A 19,190-nucleotide genomic window follows, 5' to 3' on the forward strand; every position below is an offset into this window, starting at 1 on the left:
CATAAAAACCGTAACCTTTCCCACCATTATTGTCTCAAAAATTCAATTATGATATTCTTTTTATGAGAAAAAAAGAGCACTTTTCCAGCTTTTGAAAATTTGCTGGTGCTATTCAGAGCCACGAAGCGTGTTGCTGTGAACGGAGTAAACAGTAACCCAAATGGATTTTTGAACAGTTATAATTGCCGAAAAAATAAGGGGGAATGAAAGAGTGAAAAAACAAATTTCAAAATGTGTGAAAATGCTGTTCCTTGGCATTATCATGTGCCTGGGTATGGCGCTTAGCGTGCATGCAGAAGGCTCAGGACAGTTTTTCCAGTTCGACGGCGAAAAGTGGAACAAGGAAGAATTTTCCTGGACAGACAGTCAGGGGCAGATCTGGTATGCCCATGAATATGGAACAAATGGAGAAGCTATTATCAGCGCAGTAACCGAGGCTGTTATGGAACTGCAGGTTCCGTCATATGTGTATAAGGATGGTGTGGCGAAGAAGGTAATTGGAATCGGTAAGTATTTTCCGGATTCAGAATATGATAACACATGGGACCGGTTTAGCTGTTTCTATTACGATGGAAAGTATGGCAACGGAACGCTGTATAAGTTGATTCTTCCGGATACACTCTGCTATGTGATGCCCAATGCATTTTCAACAAGTGGCAGCTGGTTTGACGGACTGGCAGCCGTTCAGCTGCCGCAGAATCCACGGCTTGTAATTGGAGAAAGTGCGTTTTATGGGGATAAGAATCTTCAAATCGTGCATTTTAATGACGCAGTAGGCGGTGCACAGCCTGTAAAAATCGAGAAGCAGGCATTTGGTAACTGTCCGAAACTGGAAGAGATAACATTGCCGCCAACAGGGGCTTATAACGAGATTGATAAAGAAGCTTTTTACAGTTATGGAGAATGTAACCTGAAAAGAATTTACAATGCCCCATCCGAGCTGGAACTGGGCTGGGATCAGTATTGTGCCGATGTTGAGGAGGTTTCTTTTGCAGAAGGACTTACATATGTCGATGGAATTTCGACTATTGTAGCTTATGAATGGAATGAGGATGGAAGTCCCTCGAGTGGACGGGGAGAAAACATTAAAACACTGAAAAAAGTAACGTTGCCCTCCACACTGAAGGAAATTGGCTGGGACGCATTTAAGGATAACAAGAACCTTACTTACATCAATCTCCCGGAGGGCTTAACCACTATTGGAAGTTATGCTTTTGCAGGCTGTACAGCGCTTACAGGATTTACTTCTCTTCCGGCAAGCGTAAGCGGAGGTATCGGAGAAGGTGCATTTATGGGCTGCAAGAACCTCCATCTTGAAAATGTATATATTCATGGAACTGACAGCCTGAAATATCAGTTCACCGACAGTGGAATTGTAAGTATCCGCATTGGTGCTGATGTAAAATATACAGTTGGTGCAATGTTCAAGGGCTGCACAAGCTTAAAAGAAATCACAGTTGACGCAGGACATCCGTACCTTTCTTCCCAGGACGGTGTGCTTTACAGTAAGGTCTATAAAAGCAGCGGAGGGGAAGTGGCTGGCAGCAGTATTTTCACCTATCCTGCAGGAAAAAGCTGGGCAGGAAGTTATACACTTCCGTCAGATGTGGTATTGTTAGGCGGTTTTGCATTTGATTCCTGTAAATTTACAGAGATTCACATTCCGGCCCGTGTACTGGATCTGGATTATGACTCTATGGCTTCTATAGGAGACAGGAACACATATTATGCCTTTGATTCCATCAAGGACAGCTGTAAATTATACGTTGTAAAAAATTCTTATGTGGACAATTACTTTAATACACGTTATCATTTTTATTATGAAAATGGTGATGTGCTTCCAATCAGTTATGATCTGGCTGGCGGAACAAATGACAGCTCCAACCCATCCACTTTCACAGGTGGAAACAGTATTGAGCTGAAAGCGCCTACACGAAGCGGTTATACCTTTACCGGATGGACGACAGTAGATGCGGATGATGAAGAAGTAAACTTTTCCGGTTCTTACACACCATCAATGGGTGAACTGGTAAGTGGTGTTAAACTGACTGCAAACTGGAAAAAGAACCCAGATCCTACCAAGGCACCAGAACCGACGAAAGCTCCAACGGCAGAGCCGACAAAAGCTCCGAACGCAGAGCCGACTAAGGCACCATCTGCTCCGGAACCGACGAAGACTCCGAACGCTTCTGATAACAATCAGAACACTGTAATTCCATCCAAGCTTCCGAAGCTTACTGGAACCAAGGCCACCAATGTGCTTACCGATGGCGCCAAGATTTCCTGGAAGCGGATTGCAAGTGCAACCGGATATCAGATCACAATTTCCACTGACAAGAAATTCAAGAAGAATGTAAAGAATTATATTGTCGAGGAAAATAAAAACAATGAACTGATCTACGGTTTGAAATCTGGAAAGACCTATTATGTAAAAGTAAGAGCAATCGCACAGGGCGGCGGCAAGAAGGTTACTGGAAAGTATAGCAAGGCTGTTAAGTTTACAACCTATGTTGTGCCGAAGGTAAAGAAGATCAGTGTAAAGAATAACAAGAAGGGCACGATCACCATTACGGCATCCAAGGTAAAAGGTGCTGCTGGTTATGCATTTGTAGTGACAGCAGATTCCGGTCTTACAGATATTGTAGCAATCAAGGAATCCAAGAAGAATACAGTAACGATAAAGAATCTTTCTAAGGGACATACGTATTATATACGTGCTTGTGCCTATAAACTGAACAAGCAGAAACAGAAGGTGTTTGGTGTGTACACGAAAAAAGCCAAAATTACAATTAAAAAATAAGGAACGAGTTGTTGTGTTTACAACTAGATAGAATGTGACATGAAGAAAGATGAGCAGGCAAATGTGTTGCTTTCGTTAAAAAATTTATATCGGTTGTTTACCGTGAAAGATTATCCGGTTTATTCTACAGGTATTTTACGTGAAAAAAGTAAAAAAGGTCTGACTCTGGTCAGATTCTGGGATGAATATCTTCTCTATGAGTGGAAAGGCACCAGACACGGAAAAATGATTTTTCGAAAGGATGGAAGCCAGAACCGTTATCATTCGGAATTTTGTAATCGCAAGGAAAGCTTTCCCTTGTATCATATATACATAGAGGAAGTGCTGGAAGGTCTGAATACGGAGACATTTGGCAGTCAGGTACTGATTTTTGAAAAATTCCTGAAAGAGAAAAATTATAACCATTCTGTGTTTGTACAGAAGCTGAGAAAATTTCTGGGCATGGTCATGGAGTCAGATCCATGGCTGTCCCAAGAGTGTGGGGAAAAGCTGATCTTCTGGATCGATTACATAGAGAAAAAACAGAAGGATTTTTCCCAGTCCTTTGGGGATGCCTGGCTGTTTACCCTGCTTAGTCTGCACGCGATGGCGGGGCCGGAAATATCCGGGGCAAAAATGAAACTGGTAAGAAACCGTGAAGACTTAAAGCCGGAATATATCTGGAGCTGTATTTATCGGGAATCCGGGGAAACCAGGCAGAGCTTTCTCACCCTGCGAAACTGTGAATTGTTCCGGAAATCTGTGAAAGCCAGCCATTTCTTTGGCAGAGAAGAAGAGTTATATGACTTGAAAGAGATGTTCTTCAATTCCGGAAAGTATCTGATTTCCGGAATTGGAGGAATTGGAAAAACAGAACTCATGCGTCAGCTTGTGAGCTGGATGGAGCAGGAAGAAGTAAAGTGCCGGATCGCAGCTGTTCAGTATGAGGAGAATCTGGCGGCCAGCTTTTCCAGAAGTTTTCTGAATCTTACTGGTGAGAGCGTGGAAGAAAGATTTCACGAAAGTATCTATCATCTGTCAGAAGAGCATCAGGAAAAAACAGTGCTTTTTCTGGATAATATGAACCATACGGAAGAGGAAGATCCTTACCTGTCAGAACTGAAAGATCTGCCGTGCACCATATTTGTTACTTCACGTCAGAAACATCTGGATGGGTTTACTACATTTGGCATAAAGGCACCGCAAAAGAATGCCTTAAGTTTGATTTTTCGTGACAATTACAACAAAATACTTTCCAGAGAGGAAAAAGACCGGCTGAGTCGTTTGCTGGAAAAAGAGATTTTTCAGCATCCTCTGACATTGAAGCTTCTTGGAAAAGCGGGGACCTACTATTTTGGTAATTGGGATTATCTGGAAGAAGAGCTGCAGAATAACTGGAATGATGTTGCAGAAGAGTTCGGACTCATTGATATGTACCGTGGGCTGTACAAACTGGCTGATATTGGAGAAACCGGAAGCCAGCTGGCAAGGATGTTCGCGCTTCTGCCGTATCAGGAAATTGACCGGAATTTTACTGTGATGTTTTTCCAGGGATTTTTGAAGAAAAACGAAACTCTGGGAGAGGCGCTTGGCAGACTGGTGAAATTCGGTTGGCTGGAAGATACGGGAAATGGTTACCGTATGCATCCTGTAATTGCAGAGAGTCTGTGTACAAAGGATTTTTCAGAAGCTGAGTTTCAGCCATTCTGGGAACGGGCACAGAAGTGCTTTTTCCCGAAACAGGCATCGAAAGACGAGGATCCTCGTATGGAGGAAATTGCGTGGCTTGTCTTCCAGGGAATTTCCAGAGTACAGGGAGCGGTCAGTGGCCAGCTTGTGGCACTGGCGGCAGAGGCTGCCCGATATCTGGAGCTGCCGGTTCCTATGTGCGGGAAAATCCAGAAATTGGAAAAAAGATGTGCACAGATTTCCAATGAGACGAAGTTTATGGTAGCGTGTCTGACAGAGACAAAACCTGAACAAAACGAAGAATATATAGAACTCTTCCGCGAACAGCTGAAAAAGAGAACGCTATCATCGGAATGGATGTTGTTTGCTATAAGTGATTTTTGCAATAGGCTGGAGCAAAGCAGTAATTATGAGTGTTACCGGGAGATCTGTGATTTAATTTTTCAACAGAAGGATAATATTGATTATAAAATTGGATATGCGCTTTTGCAGACGAATATGCAGATGTTAAAGCTTAATGTGAAAAAGGCTGAAATGTGGGCAGAACGTGGAATCCTCATGTGTGTACAATGGGGGCATAGCCAGAGAATACTGGATTTTCTTTATCCAAAAGCAGAATGTCATATGTTTTTTCAGGAAAAAGAAAAGCTGGCAGATTGTCTGGAAAAAATAGAGCAGATACAACAGATACAAAGAAAGCGTCAGGGTGAGAGTGAGTATGCAATATGGCAGCTTCGTGGTCAGCTTGCAGCTATGGATCAGAATATGGAAGAAGCCGCCTATTGTATGGAACAAGCAACGGACAGGTGCAAAATGTACTGTGGTGAGAAAAATCAGATGTATTCTGCCCTGTCAGAGGAACTGGCACGAATGTATAATGCTGCCGGACGAAGGGAAGAGTCGTTGGCATGTCATCTTGCGGTTCGCAATCAGCTGCTTAAGAATGGCTATCGTGAGGGTTCTATGCTTCTGATGGTGGACAACAATATGAGTGTAGTCTACCTGGACCTGGGAAGACCGGAAGAAGCGATCCCATATCTGACAGAGGCGCTGGAGCTTACGAAGGAAAATGGACTTGTAGGTTCGGCAGTTGCAGAGCCTACCTGGAATCTGGCACGCGTTTACCGTGCACTTGGAGATGAAGAAAAAGAAGCTATATATCTGAAAGCCGCCGTTGAAGGCTTCCGGGAATGCTACCCACCGGAGCATCCCAAGCGGATTGCAGCTGAACAAAGACTGAAAGAACGCCAGGGGGAATGAACCTAGCTTGGGGAATGAAAGGTTCTGTTGAATCTAAAAATTTAAAGTAAAAATTTAGATAGAGCTAAAAAGTATTGTGTTTATTTCAAAACTTTTTAGCTCTTCTTTTTATACTGAAATAAAAATTTTATATAAATATTTACATAATAACTACAATCTAATTGAAAAAAGAGTGCAATAAGCACAAAAAAGCATAAAATAAACTGTATAAATACACGAATTTAACAACAAGAAGTAAAAAAAGGTTGAAAAACAATATAAAATTATTATAATAAAACATATAAAAACATTACACGAAACAAGGAGGAAGCAAAAATGAAAAAACATGTATTGTTTGGGGTAGCAATGACAATGGTAGCAGTAACTGCAATGGGAAGTACAGTATATGCTGAAGATGGCGGAAGCAAGAAAATTGCAGTCATCCGAAACATGATCAGCTCTGACCACACGACTCAGTTCTTCGCAGGTGCGACTGATGAGGGCGAAAAGCTGGGATACACAGTGGACACCTTCATGAGTGACGGTGATGATGTTAAAATGCAGAACCTGATGGATCAGGCATTGAATCAGGACTATGACATCTGGATTGTTTCCCATGCAAACGAAGGTTATCAGTACGATTATCTTAGTAAAGCTGTTGAAAAGGGAATCAAGGTTGTTGGCTTTGACTGTGGTGGAGATCATGTTGACGGTGTTACCTATACAAGTCAGAGTGATCCGGATCTGACTGCTATTTCTCTGGATGCGTTGATTGAGAATGCTAAAGAAAAAGGAATTGAAGAGCCTGTTAAGATCGTGGAAGTTAATACATTAGGTGCCATTGTTCCTTTTGATACCAGACATAAAACAGTTGAGCAGTATGAGGAAGAGGGAAAAATCGAGGTTGTAAAGATGATTTCTCCAAACCTGCAGGGAGATTATTATTCAGAGATTAATACAGCTCTTACAACTGCTGTTCAAGGTGGACTGGAATTTGATGGTATCTGGACAGCATCCACAAGTTTTCTTGATCCAATTTTTGATGTAATGCATTCTCTGGAAAAAGATTATGTGGTAACCGGAATTGATATTTCTGACACGGAAGTACAGAGACTTGCAACAGAGCCTGACTATTATTGCTGTGCAGCGGTTGATCCATATGTTATCGGTATGGTTGACGTACGAATTGGTGTTTCAAAGGTTCTTGGATTAGAAACTCCGGAAGAATATAAATTTGATGCTGTAGGAATTAACAATACAGATGTAACAAAAGATGATTCCATGGCAACCCTGGTAGGAAAGATTTCTGGATTTGGTTCTTCTGATGCATTCCTTTCCGATGAACTGAATGCCCTGTATAAATAAAGCAATCTGGTAAAAGCTGGCGTCTAGTACATCGAAAATTAAGTTTCTGCTATATTGACGCAGGATGATTTCTTCATATGCAAGGCGGAGGAAGGAGGCGTAGCGGTGGCTACGGCGACTGACGACAACGCAGCAGATGAAAAATCAGACAAGTCAATATGGCAGTTACTTAATATTCGATGTACTAGAAACGCCCCAAGGAAGGAAATACTTATGGATAACGCTGGTAAAAATGTAATTGAAGTAAAAGGGGTATCGATTGAATTTCCCGGTGTAAAGGCCTTGCAGAATGTGTCATGTAAATTTGAAAGCGGTATGGCTAAGGCTCTGATCGGAGCCAACGGAGCAGGAAAATCTACATTAATGAAAGTTCTTGCAGGAGCAAATCCAACTTATACAGGAGAGGTTTATTTCAATGGAAAGAAAGTGGAACTGAGAAATCCCGTAGATGCAAAAGCCCAGGGAGTTGGAATTGTATATCAGGAAGTTGACAGTATTCTTACACCAAATCTATCAGTAGCAGAAAACATTATGACCGATCATTTAATCTACGAATTAAAAGGCCTTGGCGTTGTAAACTGGTCCAGGATGAATAAAGAAGCAGCAGCTGTACTGAAGGAACTGGATATTGATATTAATGTAAAAACACTGGTTTCAAATTTGACTCTGGCAGAAAAACAGATGGTTGTTATTGCCAGAGCAATGGTGCAGAACTGTAAATTCCTTATTCTGGATGAGCCTACAGCACCACTTTCCCAGAAAGAAACAGAGACCTTGTTTGACCTGGTGAGAAGACTGAAAAAGAAAAATTGTGGCATTATTTTCATTTCCCACAGATTAAATGAATTGTTCGAAATCTGCGAAGCGATTGCAGTTATGAAAGACGGTCAGATGGTTGGAGAACGCCAGGTAGATGGAAAGCTGAAAATTGATGATATTGTACAGATGATGCTTGGTGGAAAACATGTATTGGATTTGGATAAGTCTGGAAGAAATGTGGGCGAGGTTGTGCTGAAAACAGAGAATCTGAAAGACAAAAAGGGCAGAGTACACAATATCAATATGGAAGTTCGCAAAGGCGAGATTGTAGGTATTTCTGGACTGGTGGGAGCTGGAAAAACAGAACTTTGCAAGACTCTGTTTGGAGAGTTTGGAAAAGTAGAGGGCACATATGAGGTTTGTGGAAAAACAGTAAATCCGGTCTGTCCTGCAGATGCGATTAAAGCTGGTCTGGCACTGATCCCGGAGGAAAGACGTAAAGAGGGAATCTTCATTGAGGAAACTGTTAATCACAATATGTCAGTGGTTACTCTGGGGAAATTTTCAAAGGTTCTGACTTTTATTAATCGAAAGCAGGAATTTGAAGCAGCGAAGAAGAAAATTGCCAGTCTTACTGTAAAAACTCCCTCACCCAATCAGAAAGTAGGCTTGCTTTCCGGTGGAAATCAGCAGAAAGTAACTATTGGAAAATGGCTGGATTCAAATGCTGCGATTTATATTTTTGATGAGCCTACAAAAGGAATTGATGTAGGTGCCAAAAATGAGATATATAAGCTGATCGTAGAGCTGGCAAGACAGGGAAAAGCAGTTATCTACACATCCAGTGAGCAGTCTGAAATTCTCCTGGTGTCTGATCGTACCTATGTGATGTACGATGGAACAATTCAGAAGGAGCTGCGCACAGATCAGACAACAGAGGAAGAAATTTTATTCTATTCAACTGGAGGAAGTAATTATGAACAGTAAAATAACGGCGAAAAAGCTGGTGAGTAAAGGTGGAGTTGTCATTGCTGTTATTATTGCATTTATTGTTTTTGCAATAGGGGCTCCCAGTGTGTTCTTAACACCAAGTAATATTGTAACTATTTTGAAATCAATCTCCATCACTACAGTTATTGCAATGGGGGCAACTATTGGATTTGCAACTGGTGTATTTGATTTAAGCTTTGCTACGCTGGCAACACTTGGAGCTGCCTTAAGTGTAACCTTTATTGGCTGGTATAATATGTCTATGCCGGTTGCCATGATCGCTGCAACTCTGATCTGCATGCTTGTAGGGGTGATAAATGCTATAGTTGTAGTAAAGTTTCATGTAACCGCTTTCCTTGCAACACTTGCTATGCAGTTTGTTCTGGATGGTGTGATCCTCACCTATTCGGGCGGTGCGCTGATCAATCCAAAGGTTGCAGGAGCAAACGGACAGGAGGTTGTACGTGAAGTTCCAGAAGCTTTCTGGAATATGGGAAAATCTCCCTACATTATTATCATTATGTTTGTATGTATCATTGCTGTGGAATTGTTCCTTTCTTATACGAAGTATGGAAGACTGCTTTATATGGTAGGATCCAATCCTGGCGCGGCAAGGTTATCCGGTATTAAAACTGGTGCATACATCACTCTGGCATTTGTGTTGACAGGGCTGTTCTCTGCTCTTTCAGGCATGCTGATCGCCGCAAGAGCTGGAACTGTGCAGTCAACAGCAGGAAGTTCTTTCTTGATGCCGGCTATCGCAGCTGCCAATATCGGTTTCTCTTTTGGTGGCAGGGGCAAGGCAAATGCAATCGGAACATTTGTTGGTGCAGCACTGATTGGTGTTGTGGAAAATGGTCTGTATGCAATGGCTTTCCCATATTATTCTATCAATATTATAAAAGGTCTGATTCTTTTACTGGCGCTTATCATGAGTGCAGCCACAGCGAAAGCACAGGATTAATGGTAAATTAAGACTCTGATTTTATAAATCCTGTAAAGGGCAGTTCCTTCGCAAAAGCGAATCCTTTACAGGAGTGTTTTAAGGATTTTGAATTAAAAATTGACATTCTGAAAACTATCATGTAAAATTTTTACGAAAATGATAGTGTATGTGCAGATGGAGGGCAGCTATGAAGGTAAATATGAAACAGATCAGTGAGCTAACAGGTTTTTCTCAGGCAACCATTTCCAATGCTTTGAATAAAAAACGTGGTGTGAACGCTGATACGGCAGCCCGCATACTGTCAGTTGCCCGTGAATTGGGATATCTGGAGAAGGAGAGTGTACAGAAGGTTAAGTTTATAACCTTTTTCAAAGAAGGCGTAATCGCAGATGCTCCTTTTTTTCCACCTATTATAGCTGCAGCTGAGAAGGAGTGCAGAATCCAGGGAATGGAAATGATCCTGCTTAATATTGACAAAAGAAGTGCTGATTATGAGGAAGTGATAGAACAACTGCGTGAGGACAAAAGTTCGGCAGTGATCTTACTCGGAACAGAAATGACAGCGGAGGATATAGATGTTATCCGGGCAATTACCACTCCTCTTGTAGTGATTGATTACTGGAATAAAGATGAAGATTTCGATGCAGTATTGATCAACAATACAGATTCCGCTCAGATGGCTGCAGAGTATCTTTTAAAAATGGGGCATAGGAAGATTGGATATCTGAGAAGTAAATTTCGTTATGTTCCTTTTCAGGAGAGAGAGTTGGGATTTCGCAGGGCATTAGCGGAGGCAGAACTGACACTTCCAGATGGTATGATATTTGATGCAGATTTGAGTCCAGACAGTCATTTTGAGGATGAACTGCGAGAGTATATCCGTACTCTTCATGAGTTTCCCATGGCTTTTTTTGCAGATGATGATACGATTGCACTAGCTGCGATGAAGGTGATTCTGGATTGTGGTCTGAGAATTCCGGAGGATATTTCTCTTTTGGGATTTGATGATATTCTCACGGCAGCATATATGAATCCGTCCCTTACTACTGTCAGTGTTCCTAAGCAGGAGATTGGCAGAGCAGCTACGCAGAGACTTTTTGATATTATCAGAAATGGCAGTGAAGTAAAATACAAAATCCATATTTGTACGTCCCTTGTGGAACGGGAGAGCGTGCTGAAACTAAATTGAAAACCAGGTGAATGCCTGGTGATTAGGAGGCACCTTTATGGATTGGAAAAAAAATATGGAACCCATTGACTTTTCGGCATTGCATGACTATCTTCTGGAAGATGAAGATGGAAATATTCTGCCGATGGATGTACCCTATTTTAAAGAGAAAAAAATTGCACCAGGTACCTGGCAGATTTTAAGCCATGGTGATTACAGCTATTTGATCGAGGGCGATGATGAGGCGATTCTTATTGATAGCGGTATCGGATGTGGCAGCGTGAGAAAGTTCTGTGAGGAGCTTACTGGAAAGCCTGTTTACCGTATGTTGCTTACCCACAATCACTATGATCATACAGTAAATAATTATCTGTTTGATGTGGTGTATATGTCTCCAAAGTGTTATGAGAAGAGATGGGATGCTATGGGAAGCATGATGTCAGCAATCCATGTTCCTGTGGATTATCCGGTTGTATTTTTGCATGATGGTGATACTATTAATTTAAAAGGACGTGAGCTTCAGGTGTTTAATATTGAAGAGCACTGCTCTGGTTCGCTTCAGTTTCTTGATAAAAAAGAGCGAATCCTGTTCTGTGGAGATGAGCTGAATGGAAATTTCTTTGACAGTAGAGTTTCCGTAGAGCATTCTTTCAGGAATGTGGCAAGGTGGAAATCTTTCAGAAGCGAGTATGATACTTTATGTGCAGGAAATGGAATTCATGATGCAGTTTATGTAGATCGCTATTATGATACTTTAAAGTATATTCTGGAGGGGCATGCCGGAGAGGGAGAAGAGTATTATGTACCCCATGAGGATGCCAGAGCAAAGGTGAGTGAGCTGAATGGAAAGAAAGTTCATCTACGTCGAAGCCCGGACATGGACTCGGTAGCAGATGCTATGAAAGCTGTAGGTTTGGAGAAATTCCTGAAATTGACCGATGGAAGAGGCTGCTTCTGCTTTCTAAGAAAACTTACTCCAGACGGAATGTTCGACAGACAGCTGGAAATGAATGATTGTAAGGTTTGCTATTATATTAATCGAATTTATGATGAAAAGGAAAAAGAAGGCAGTGTAATTTAAATGAGAAGGGGAGTGCGGAAGCACTCCTTTTTTTGAATATGTCAGCTGGATTTTTGTTTTTAGTTTTACGCAACTGTTCAGTGTTTTTTCGGTTACATGCTTCGCGTTGCACTTTTCGAGTTTTCTCTGAACTATGTTCATCAAAATACCTTGCGGAATAATTGCAATTTGTTTAATCTATGGTGTAACATTATTTACTATATGAGTGTCAAAATAAATAATGAACCTATTGACACTACAGGGAGGATGCTTATATAATAAATTTGGGGTGATAATACATGAAGGATTATTCGAAATATCCAGATGGGAACAGATTTTATTCTGGTGCAGAAAGAAAAAAATCCATTCTTATAAATGAAAAACCATACCTTGTTAAGTTTCAAAAAAATTCCAGAGAGGGTTTGCGTTTTAATCATGTATCGGAATATCTTGGAAGTCATATTTTTAGTTTGCTTGGAATCGAAACACAGGAAACATTTCTGGGAATATATAAAGGCGAGAACGTTGTGGTAATACAGGATTTTCTTGGAGAAGATGAAATATTTGTACCATTTAATGGTGTGGGAGACAGTTCATTGGAACAAGACAAAGAGAAGTACCAGTATTCTTATGAAGATATTATTGAGATGCTGCAGGCTAATGTAAAGCTTACAGATGTTCATCAGACTATTGACCTGTTCTGGGATATGTTTATTGTAGACGCTTTTATTGCCAATTTTGATCGCCATGGAAGTAACTGGGGATTTATTAAAAAAGATAATATGTATAGACTTTCACCTGTTTTTGATAATGGCTCCAGTCTGTTTCCCCAGTTAAATTCAGATGAAAAAATAGAGGCTGTTCTTGGAAGCCAGGAAGAAATAGATAAGCGCATTTATAAATTTCCAACATCGCAGGTAAAGTATATGGGGAAGAAAAGTTCATACTATGAAATTATATCAAGCCTGGCATTCGAAGAGTGCAATAAAGCACTGGTTAGGATAGTAGAAAGAATTGATTTAGAGAAAGTTAACAAATTAATTGACACGGTAGAAAATATCAGCGAAAAGCGCAGGGCTTTTTACCAAACAATCCTTGAACAGAGGTATGAGAAAATATTGCTTAATGCATATAACAAATTATCAAGATTGACAGATACGGAAAAGTAATGAGAATAGTTGATTCCTATATTAGAGGGTGTCTGAAAAAGCTGATATGTTTGTTTGAAACTTAAATGCAGGAGGTGGAAACATGCAGGCAGTACGATCAGACTGGAAGCCAAGAAACAGAATTACTACACCGCTTACTGGAACTCCTTCCTATGTGAATTCAGGAATAATTAAAACAGTTATGAAGAGCGGTGAAAAAATCAGTGTGGCTCAGATTGATTATCAGGAGTTTGATGAAGAGAATTTTCAGTATGTGATAATCCCTTACTGGGACATTATTGACGGACTTCCGGCAAGTGTGTTTCAGGGTCTTCCGGGAATTGATATGGATCTTCGGCTAGACCGTTATTACCGAGTGAATTATATACCAGTTTTTATTACGGAAAGAACGCCCTCTGAGAACCGGGAGGATTTATGGGAAATCCTCGAAACGGTGGGGCTGGATTATTATGATCGTTTTGAATGGCTGCTCAGAACCACTATGAGAGCTGCAAATGATAATTTAATCGTTGAAAGAAGACGGGAATCACAAGTTGTAGAAGAGTTTAGACCGGGAATATTATCTGATCTGCAGTATGGGGATAAAATTATTGTTGATTCATTGGAAACAATCGCGGATACTACAGCTGGATTTGAAGATCGTATTTTTAAAGCAGTAACAAATGGTGTGGATATCGTCAGTCAGAATAGTGATGTATTAGTTGGTATGATGGTACGTTCTGCAATGGTTTCTGTGGCAGTAACTCAGAGAATTCTTGAAAGACGTGAATATGCATCAAAGAGAAGAGCGGGCATTGAGCAGGCGAAAAAAAATGGGAAATATACTGGCAGAAAGCCAATAGAAGTAGATGAGAAAGTACTTTATCAAGCGAATAAGGAGCTTAAGGCGGGACTTATCAGTGTAGAAGAGGCTATGCGAAGGACGAAGATTGGCTCCAAGTCTACATTTTACAGGAAAGTACGGGCTCTGGAACAGGTATGAAAATCTATGATATAGTATACTTAAAACTGACTACAACTAATCCTATTGACATACTAGGAAACTTTATAGTAACATAAATCAAAATCGGTCCAGCTCTTTGCGCGAAGGATATTTTTTGTCTGAAAGGGAAAGATGGAGCTGGGGAGAGACTAAATTTACTGCCACAGGAGGATAATCATATGAGTGAAATCACTGCAACCAAAGAGCAGCAGAATAAATACGAAGCTTTAAAAGAATACTTACGCAGTCTGGAAAGTGTGGCTGTGGCTTTTTCAAGCGGGGTGGACTCCACGTTTCTTTTGAAAACAGCACACGATGTGCTGGGGGATAAATGTATCGCGATTACTGCCATGTCCTGTTCTTTCCCGAAGAGAGAACTGGAGGAGGCGAAAGCCTTCTGTGAGAAGGAAGGAATCCGACACATTACAATAGAGTCTGAAGAACTGGAAATTGAGGGCTTCTGCCAGAATCCTGCCAATCGTTGCTATATCTGCAAGAAAGAGTTATTTGAGAAAATCTGGGACATTGCCAGAAAAGAAGGGCTGAATGCAGTGGCAGAAGGCTCCAACATGGACGACAACGGCGATTACAGACCGGGGCTGCAGGCAGTTGCAGAGCTTGGAGTTAAGAGCCCGCTGCGCCACAGCGAATTATATAAAGAAGACATCCGAGCCCTGTCCAAAGACCTTGGCCTTCCCACCTGGGAGAAACAGTCCTTCGCCTGTCTTTCTTCCCGTTTTGTGTACGGCGAGACCATCACGAAGGAGAAACTTGGTATGGTAGATAAGGCAGAACAGCTTCTTCTGGATCTGGGATTTCATCAGCTTCGTGTGCGTATTCATGGTACACTGGCACGAATTGAAGTACTGCCAGATGAACTCCAGAAAGTCCTGGAGAACCGGGAGCAGATCGTGAAAGCATTCAAAGAATACGGCTTCACATACGTGACTATGGATCTTCAGGGATACCGAATGGGAAGTATGAATGAGACACTGAAGAAATAGTTTTGGTTTACGTTGTGAACGGTAGGCTTGTAATGTATAAAAGTTGTGCATTGCTATAATTATGAGACCAAACTTTTGGACAGAGATGAAAGATTCTCTGTCTTTTTTTGATATTATCGTCTATACTATGCTGTTAGTTAATTGTTTTAAATGCAGTTTTACGCTATCATTAAATTAATCGTCTGACAAATTTTGGGAGGGAGTATGCTGCGGGCTCATTTGCAGAATAGCAGGTTATCCATTTTGGGGAAGTGTTTAGTGTTATACAGCAGATATTAATGGAAAAATCTTTGCCTCTGGAGTGTGTTTGAAAAGACGAAAAAAAGAATAGCGAGGTAAAGCGTATGAGAAACAGACGACTGGCATTGGCTGCAGCATTGCTGCTGGCAATCACAAGTGCAGACGGAGCAGCACTGGCAGTAAGTGGAGCTGATTTTTCTTCTGAGGAAGTAGCAGAAGCAGTTTTTGACGAAGTGGAGAATGAGGGTCTGGACAATCAGGATGAGGTTCAGGAACAGGTTCAGACTCCGGAGATGGATCAGGTGGAGGAACAGTCATCCGAGGATTCATTCTCAGATGCGTCTGGCATGGAAGCAGCTGCAGAATGGCAGAATGAGGAAGCGGCAACAGCAGACGAAGCCCTGGTTTTTTCAGATGGAGAAGACATAGGAATTACCTATACCTTGTCAGATGATGGGAAACTGGTAATTTCCGGAACTGGAAGCATAGCAGATGATGCATTTGCTGGCAACACTAAGATAACAAGTGTGGTTATCTCAGAAGGAGTGACCGGCATTGGTTCCCGCGCATTTACTGGCTGCACCAATCTGACAAGTGTGACAATTCTAGAAGGCGTAACCGTCATAGATGGTATGACCTTTGGCAATTGCACCAGTCTGACAAGCGTAACCATTCCGGGAACGGTAACCTCTATAGAAGTTCAGGCATTCTGGAAGTGCAGCAGTTTGACAAGCATAACTATTCCTGCAAGCGTAACGAGCATTGGAAGCGGTGTATTTCAGGGGTGTACCAGTCTGACAAGTGTAAAGCTTTCAGAGGGCCTGACCAGAATTGGAGATCAGACTTTTGGCAGATGTAATGCGTTAGAAACCATAGAAATCCCGGCAAGTTTGACATCTATAGGAAATGATGCGTTTAAAAACTGTGCCAAGCTGAGAAGTATCCGCTGCTATGCAAATAGCAGCACGTGGCAGCCCAGATACATTTGTGATTCAAATACAACCGTATATTACAGTTACAATCCGAACCATACCCATTCCTACAAGTCACATGTGATAAAAATGAGTGGCTGTACCTATTCGGGATCTGAAGAAGAAATCTGTGAATTTTGCGGTGATTACTATACAAAAGAAACACCGGCACTTGGTCATGACTGGAACCGTGGGGAAACAACAGAAGATGCTTCCTGTGAAAGTGACGGAGAAAAAACTTATACCTGCAGAAGATGTGGTGACAAAAAGAAAGAGACAATTCCGGCAACCGGACATAGCTGGGTAAGGTCATGGCATGAAGATGCAACCTGTACAGATGACGGAGTCGATGAATACACCTGCAGGTATTGCGATACGGAAAAGAGAACTACAATAAAAGCAACCGGACATAAATTTTCTGCATGGGCAGTAACACAGGAAGCAACTGTGGATGAGGAAGAAGTCCAGACACGTACCTGCAGTGCATGCGGTGAGCAGGAAACAAAAATTACCCGGGACAGACTGCAGCCAACAATGAAATTGAATCAGTCCAGTATTGTGCTGAAGACCGGACAGAAGACGAAGTGTCTGAAAGTAACCGGGCTTGCAAAGGGAGATTTCATTTCCACCTGGAGTACGGATAACTGGAGTATTGCAGATGTATCTGTTAGTTCAGATGGAACCTGTAACATTACCGCCGGTAAAACTACAGGCAAAACCCGTATTCACATATACCTGAACAGCGGATATGAAAAGTCTGTTACCGTAAAAGTCCAGAAAACCGCTGTAAAAACCACAAAGATCAAAGGTGTGCCGAAAACACTGAAATTAAAGAAAAATCAGAAATATTCCCTGAAACCGGTTTTAAAACCAGTAACAAGCAAAGAAAAAATCACCTACAAATCCAGCTCCTCCAAGGTGGTAAAGGTAGATTCCAAGGGCAGAATTACTGCAAAGAAAAAAGGAACAGCCGTAATTACGGTGAAAGCAGGGAAGAAAACAGTTAAGTGTAAGGTGACTGTGAAATAACGTATATTTTGAAAGGACAGGAATGAAATATTTTCTGTCCTTTTTCATGAATATTTATTGATTCTTTTTCTCACATTTCCTATAATAAGCCTATGTGTTATAAATTTACCCATGTGACATGTAAAAACGCCGGAAAGGATATTGTATCCCGTAGAAGTCAGCGATGCATTTTACCTGTTGCAGGGGCTTTTTGTTTTGAAGATTTGGGATTTCAAACACGCTCTGGTCTGCCATGGCAGCAGGTCTTTGGACAGTGTTGCAGACAGAAGTATATATTGAGTTAAGCTGCGGTATCAGGTGCCGTGAGGGAGTAAAAGAGTATGAAGAAAAAATGTGTGGCAATGATGTTAATCGCAATAATGACCGCATCTTTAGCTGGCTGTGGAAGCAGCAAGGACGGAAGCGGTAAATCTGTAAAGCTGGATTCGGATCACCCGGTGTCCCTGACGATCTGGCATTATTACAACGGTGCCCAACAGGCAATGTTTGACACCCTTGTAAAGGAATTTAATGCCTCCGTTGGAAAAGAGGAGGGTATCTACGTGGAGAGCTACAGTCAGGGTTCCGTATCCGACCTTGAGGAAGCAGTCAACAGCTCTTTGAACGGAGAAGTAGGAGCAGAAGAACTGCCGGATATTTTTTCTTCCTATTCTGATACTGCTTACGCAGTACAGCAGCAGGATAAGCTGGCAGACCTTTCCGTGTATTTTACAGAAGATGAGCTGTCCAGGTATGTAGATTCCTACATCCAGGAGGGCTATTTTAACCAGGATGGCGCTTTATATCTTTTCCCAGTTGCCAAATCCACAGAGATCACCATGATCAATAAGACTGACTGGGAGCCTTTTGCAGAAGCCACTGGAACTACAGTGGAGGAACTTGCCACTACAGAAGGTATTGCAGAGGTTGCACAGCGCTACTATGAGTGGACGGATGAGCAGACCCCGGATGTGCCAGACGATGGAAAAGCATTCTACGGCAGAGACTCCATGTCCAACTATTTTATCATTGGCATGAAGCAGATGGGAAAGGAAATTTTCCAGGTGAAAGATGGAAAAATGACCTTAAACACAGACGAAGATCTGATCCGCCGCCTTTGGGATAATTACTATGTACCATATATGAAGGGCTATTTCGCATCTCTTGGAAAATTCCGTTCCGATGATGTGAAGACAGGAGATATTCTTGCATACACGGGCTCCACATCTTCTGCCGTATACTTCCCGGATACCGTGGAAATAGGGAATAAAAGCTATCCGATTGATTACATCGTATGTGATTCTCCGGTTATGGAGGGCGGCGAGAACATAAAAGTTCAGCAAGGTGCCGGAATGGCAGTGACCAAGTCTGATGAGGAACATGAGTATGCTGCAAGTGTATTCCTGAAATGGTTCACACAGAAGAACCAGAACCTGCGCTTTGTATGCGAATCCTCCTATATGCCGGTTCTGAAAGAAGCCAACAGCGTAGACGCACTGGATTCCGTTATTAAAGAGAATAATATAGAAGTCAACCAGAAGGTTTACGATTGTTTTACAACGGAAATGGAAGACTTTGATAAAACAAGTTTCTATACAATTGGAGCCTTTGACAATAGCTACAGTGCCCGTAAGATCCTGGATTATTCTCTGGCTGACAAGGCAAAGGCTGATAAAGATGCCATGGACGATGCAATCGCAGACGGAGAGAGCCGGGAAGAGGCTCTTGCACAGTATCTGACAGATGAGAATTTCCAGAGCTGGTATACAGAATTCTGCCATAGCCTGGAGTGTATTTGAAAAAACATTCAAAGTGGTTTTT

12 protein-coding genes are annotated in these 19,190 nt (G+C 41.7%); all 12 read left to right on the forward strand.

What is annotated here, in order from left to right; genetic code table 11:
• Window positions 1-211 precede the first annotated feature (211 nt).
• Window positions 212-2,800, forward strand: a complete 2,589-nt coding sequence (locus AB5618_RS15095) for a leucine-rich repeat protein (RefSeq protein WP_195478245.1) — start codon at window positions 212-214, stop codon at window positions 2,798-2,800.
• 39 nt (window positions 2,801-2,839) lie between these two features.
• The gene (locus tag AB5618_RS15100; protein ID WP_368366869.1) at window positions 2,840-5,728 is read left to right on the forward strand and encodes a tetratricopeptide repeat protein; all 2,889 of its coding nucleotides are present in this window, start codon (window positions 2,840-2,842) and stop codon (window positions 5,726-5,728) included.
• A 315-nt stretch (window positions 5,729-6,043) separates the two neighbouring features.
• Window positions 6,044-7,072: a substrate-binding domain-containing protein gene (locus AB5618_RS15105; protein ID WP_148461367.1), complete on the forward strand. Its 1,029-nt coding sequence runs from the start codon at window positions 6,044-6,046 to the stop codon at window positions 7,070-7,072.
• Window positions 7,073-7,285: 213 nt separating this feature from the next.
• Window positions 7,286-8,818, forward strand: coding sequence for a sugar ABC transporter ATP-binding protein (locus AB5618_RS15110; RefSeq protein ID WP_148461368.1), 1,533 nt, complete (start codon window positions 7,286-7,288; stop codon window positions 8,816-8,818).
• Window positions 8,808-9,785: an ABC transporter permease gene (locus AB5618_RS15115; protein WP_178090579.1), complete on the forward strand. Its 978-nt coding sequence runs from the start codon at window positions 8,808-8,810 to the stop codon at window positions 9,783-9,785. Before AB5618_RS15110 ends, AB5618_RS15115 begins: the two co-directional genes overlap by 11 nt.
• 169 nt (window positions 9,786-9,954) lie before the next feature.
• Window positions 9,955-10,956 carry a substrate-binding domain-containing protein gene (locus AB5618_RS15120; RefSeq protein ID WP_178090580.1) on the forward strand — a complete coding sequence of 334 codons (1,002 nt, stop codon included), beginning with the start codon at window positions 9,955-9,957 and terminating at the stop codon, window positions 10,954-10,956.
• 37 nt (window positions 10,957-10,993) lie between these two features.
• On the forward strand, window positions 10,994-12,016 hold the full coding sequence (locus AB5618_RS15125) for an MBL fold metallo-hydrolase (protein ID WP_148461371.1): 1,023 nt from the start codon (window positions 10,994-10,996) through the stop codon (window positions 12,014-12,016).
• A 278-nt stretch (window positions 12,017-12,294) separates the two neighbouring features.
• Window positions 12,295-13,164 carry a HipA domain-containing protein gene (locus AB5618_RS15130; RefSeq protein ID WP_148461372.1) on the forward strand — a complete coding sequence of 290 codons (870 nt, stop codon included), beginning with the start codon at window positions 12,295-12,297 and terminating at the stop codon, window positions 13,162-13,164.
• An 82-nt stretch (window positions 13,165-13,246) separates the two neighbouring features.
• Complete coding sequence (locus tag AB5618_RS15135; RefSeq protein WP_148461373.1) at window positions 13,247-14,146, forward strand: recombinase family protein; 900 nt, start codon at window positions 13,247-13,249, stop codon at window positions 14,144-14,146.
• Between the two features lie 179 nt (window positions 14,147-14,325).
• Window positions 14,326-15,150 (forward strand): ATP-dependent sacrificial sulfur transferase LarE, encoded by an 825-nt coding sequence (gene larE, locus AB5618_RS15140; protein ID WP_148461374.1) that lies wholly within the window; start codon window positions 14,326-14,328, stop codon window positions 15,148-15,150.
• Between the two features lie 344 nt (window positions 15,151-15,494).
• Window positions 15,495-17,390, forward strand: coding sequence for a leucine-rich repeat domain-containing protein (locus AB5618_RS15145; protein ID WP_294430456.1), 1,896 nt, complete (start codon window positions 15,495-15,497; stop codon window positions 17,388-17,390).
• A gap of 320 nt (window positions 17,391-17,710) precedes the next feature.
• Window positions 17,711-19,168 carry an ABC transporter substrate-binding protein gene (locus tag AB5618_RS15150; protein WP_227200121.1) on the forward strand — a complete coding sequence of 486 codons (1,458 nt, stop codon included), beginning with the start codon at window positions 17,711-17,713 and terminating at the stop codon, window positions 19,166-19,168.
• The last annotated feature ends 22 nt before the right edge of the window (window positions 19,169-19,190 follow it).

Source organism: Ruminococcus sp. J1101004sp1_RTP21198st1_B9_RTP21198_201120 (genome assembly GCF_040924245.1).
Taxonomy (GTDB): domain Bacteria; phylum Bacillota; class Clostridia; order Lachnospirales; family Lachnospiraceae; genus Blautia_A; species Blautia_A faecis.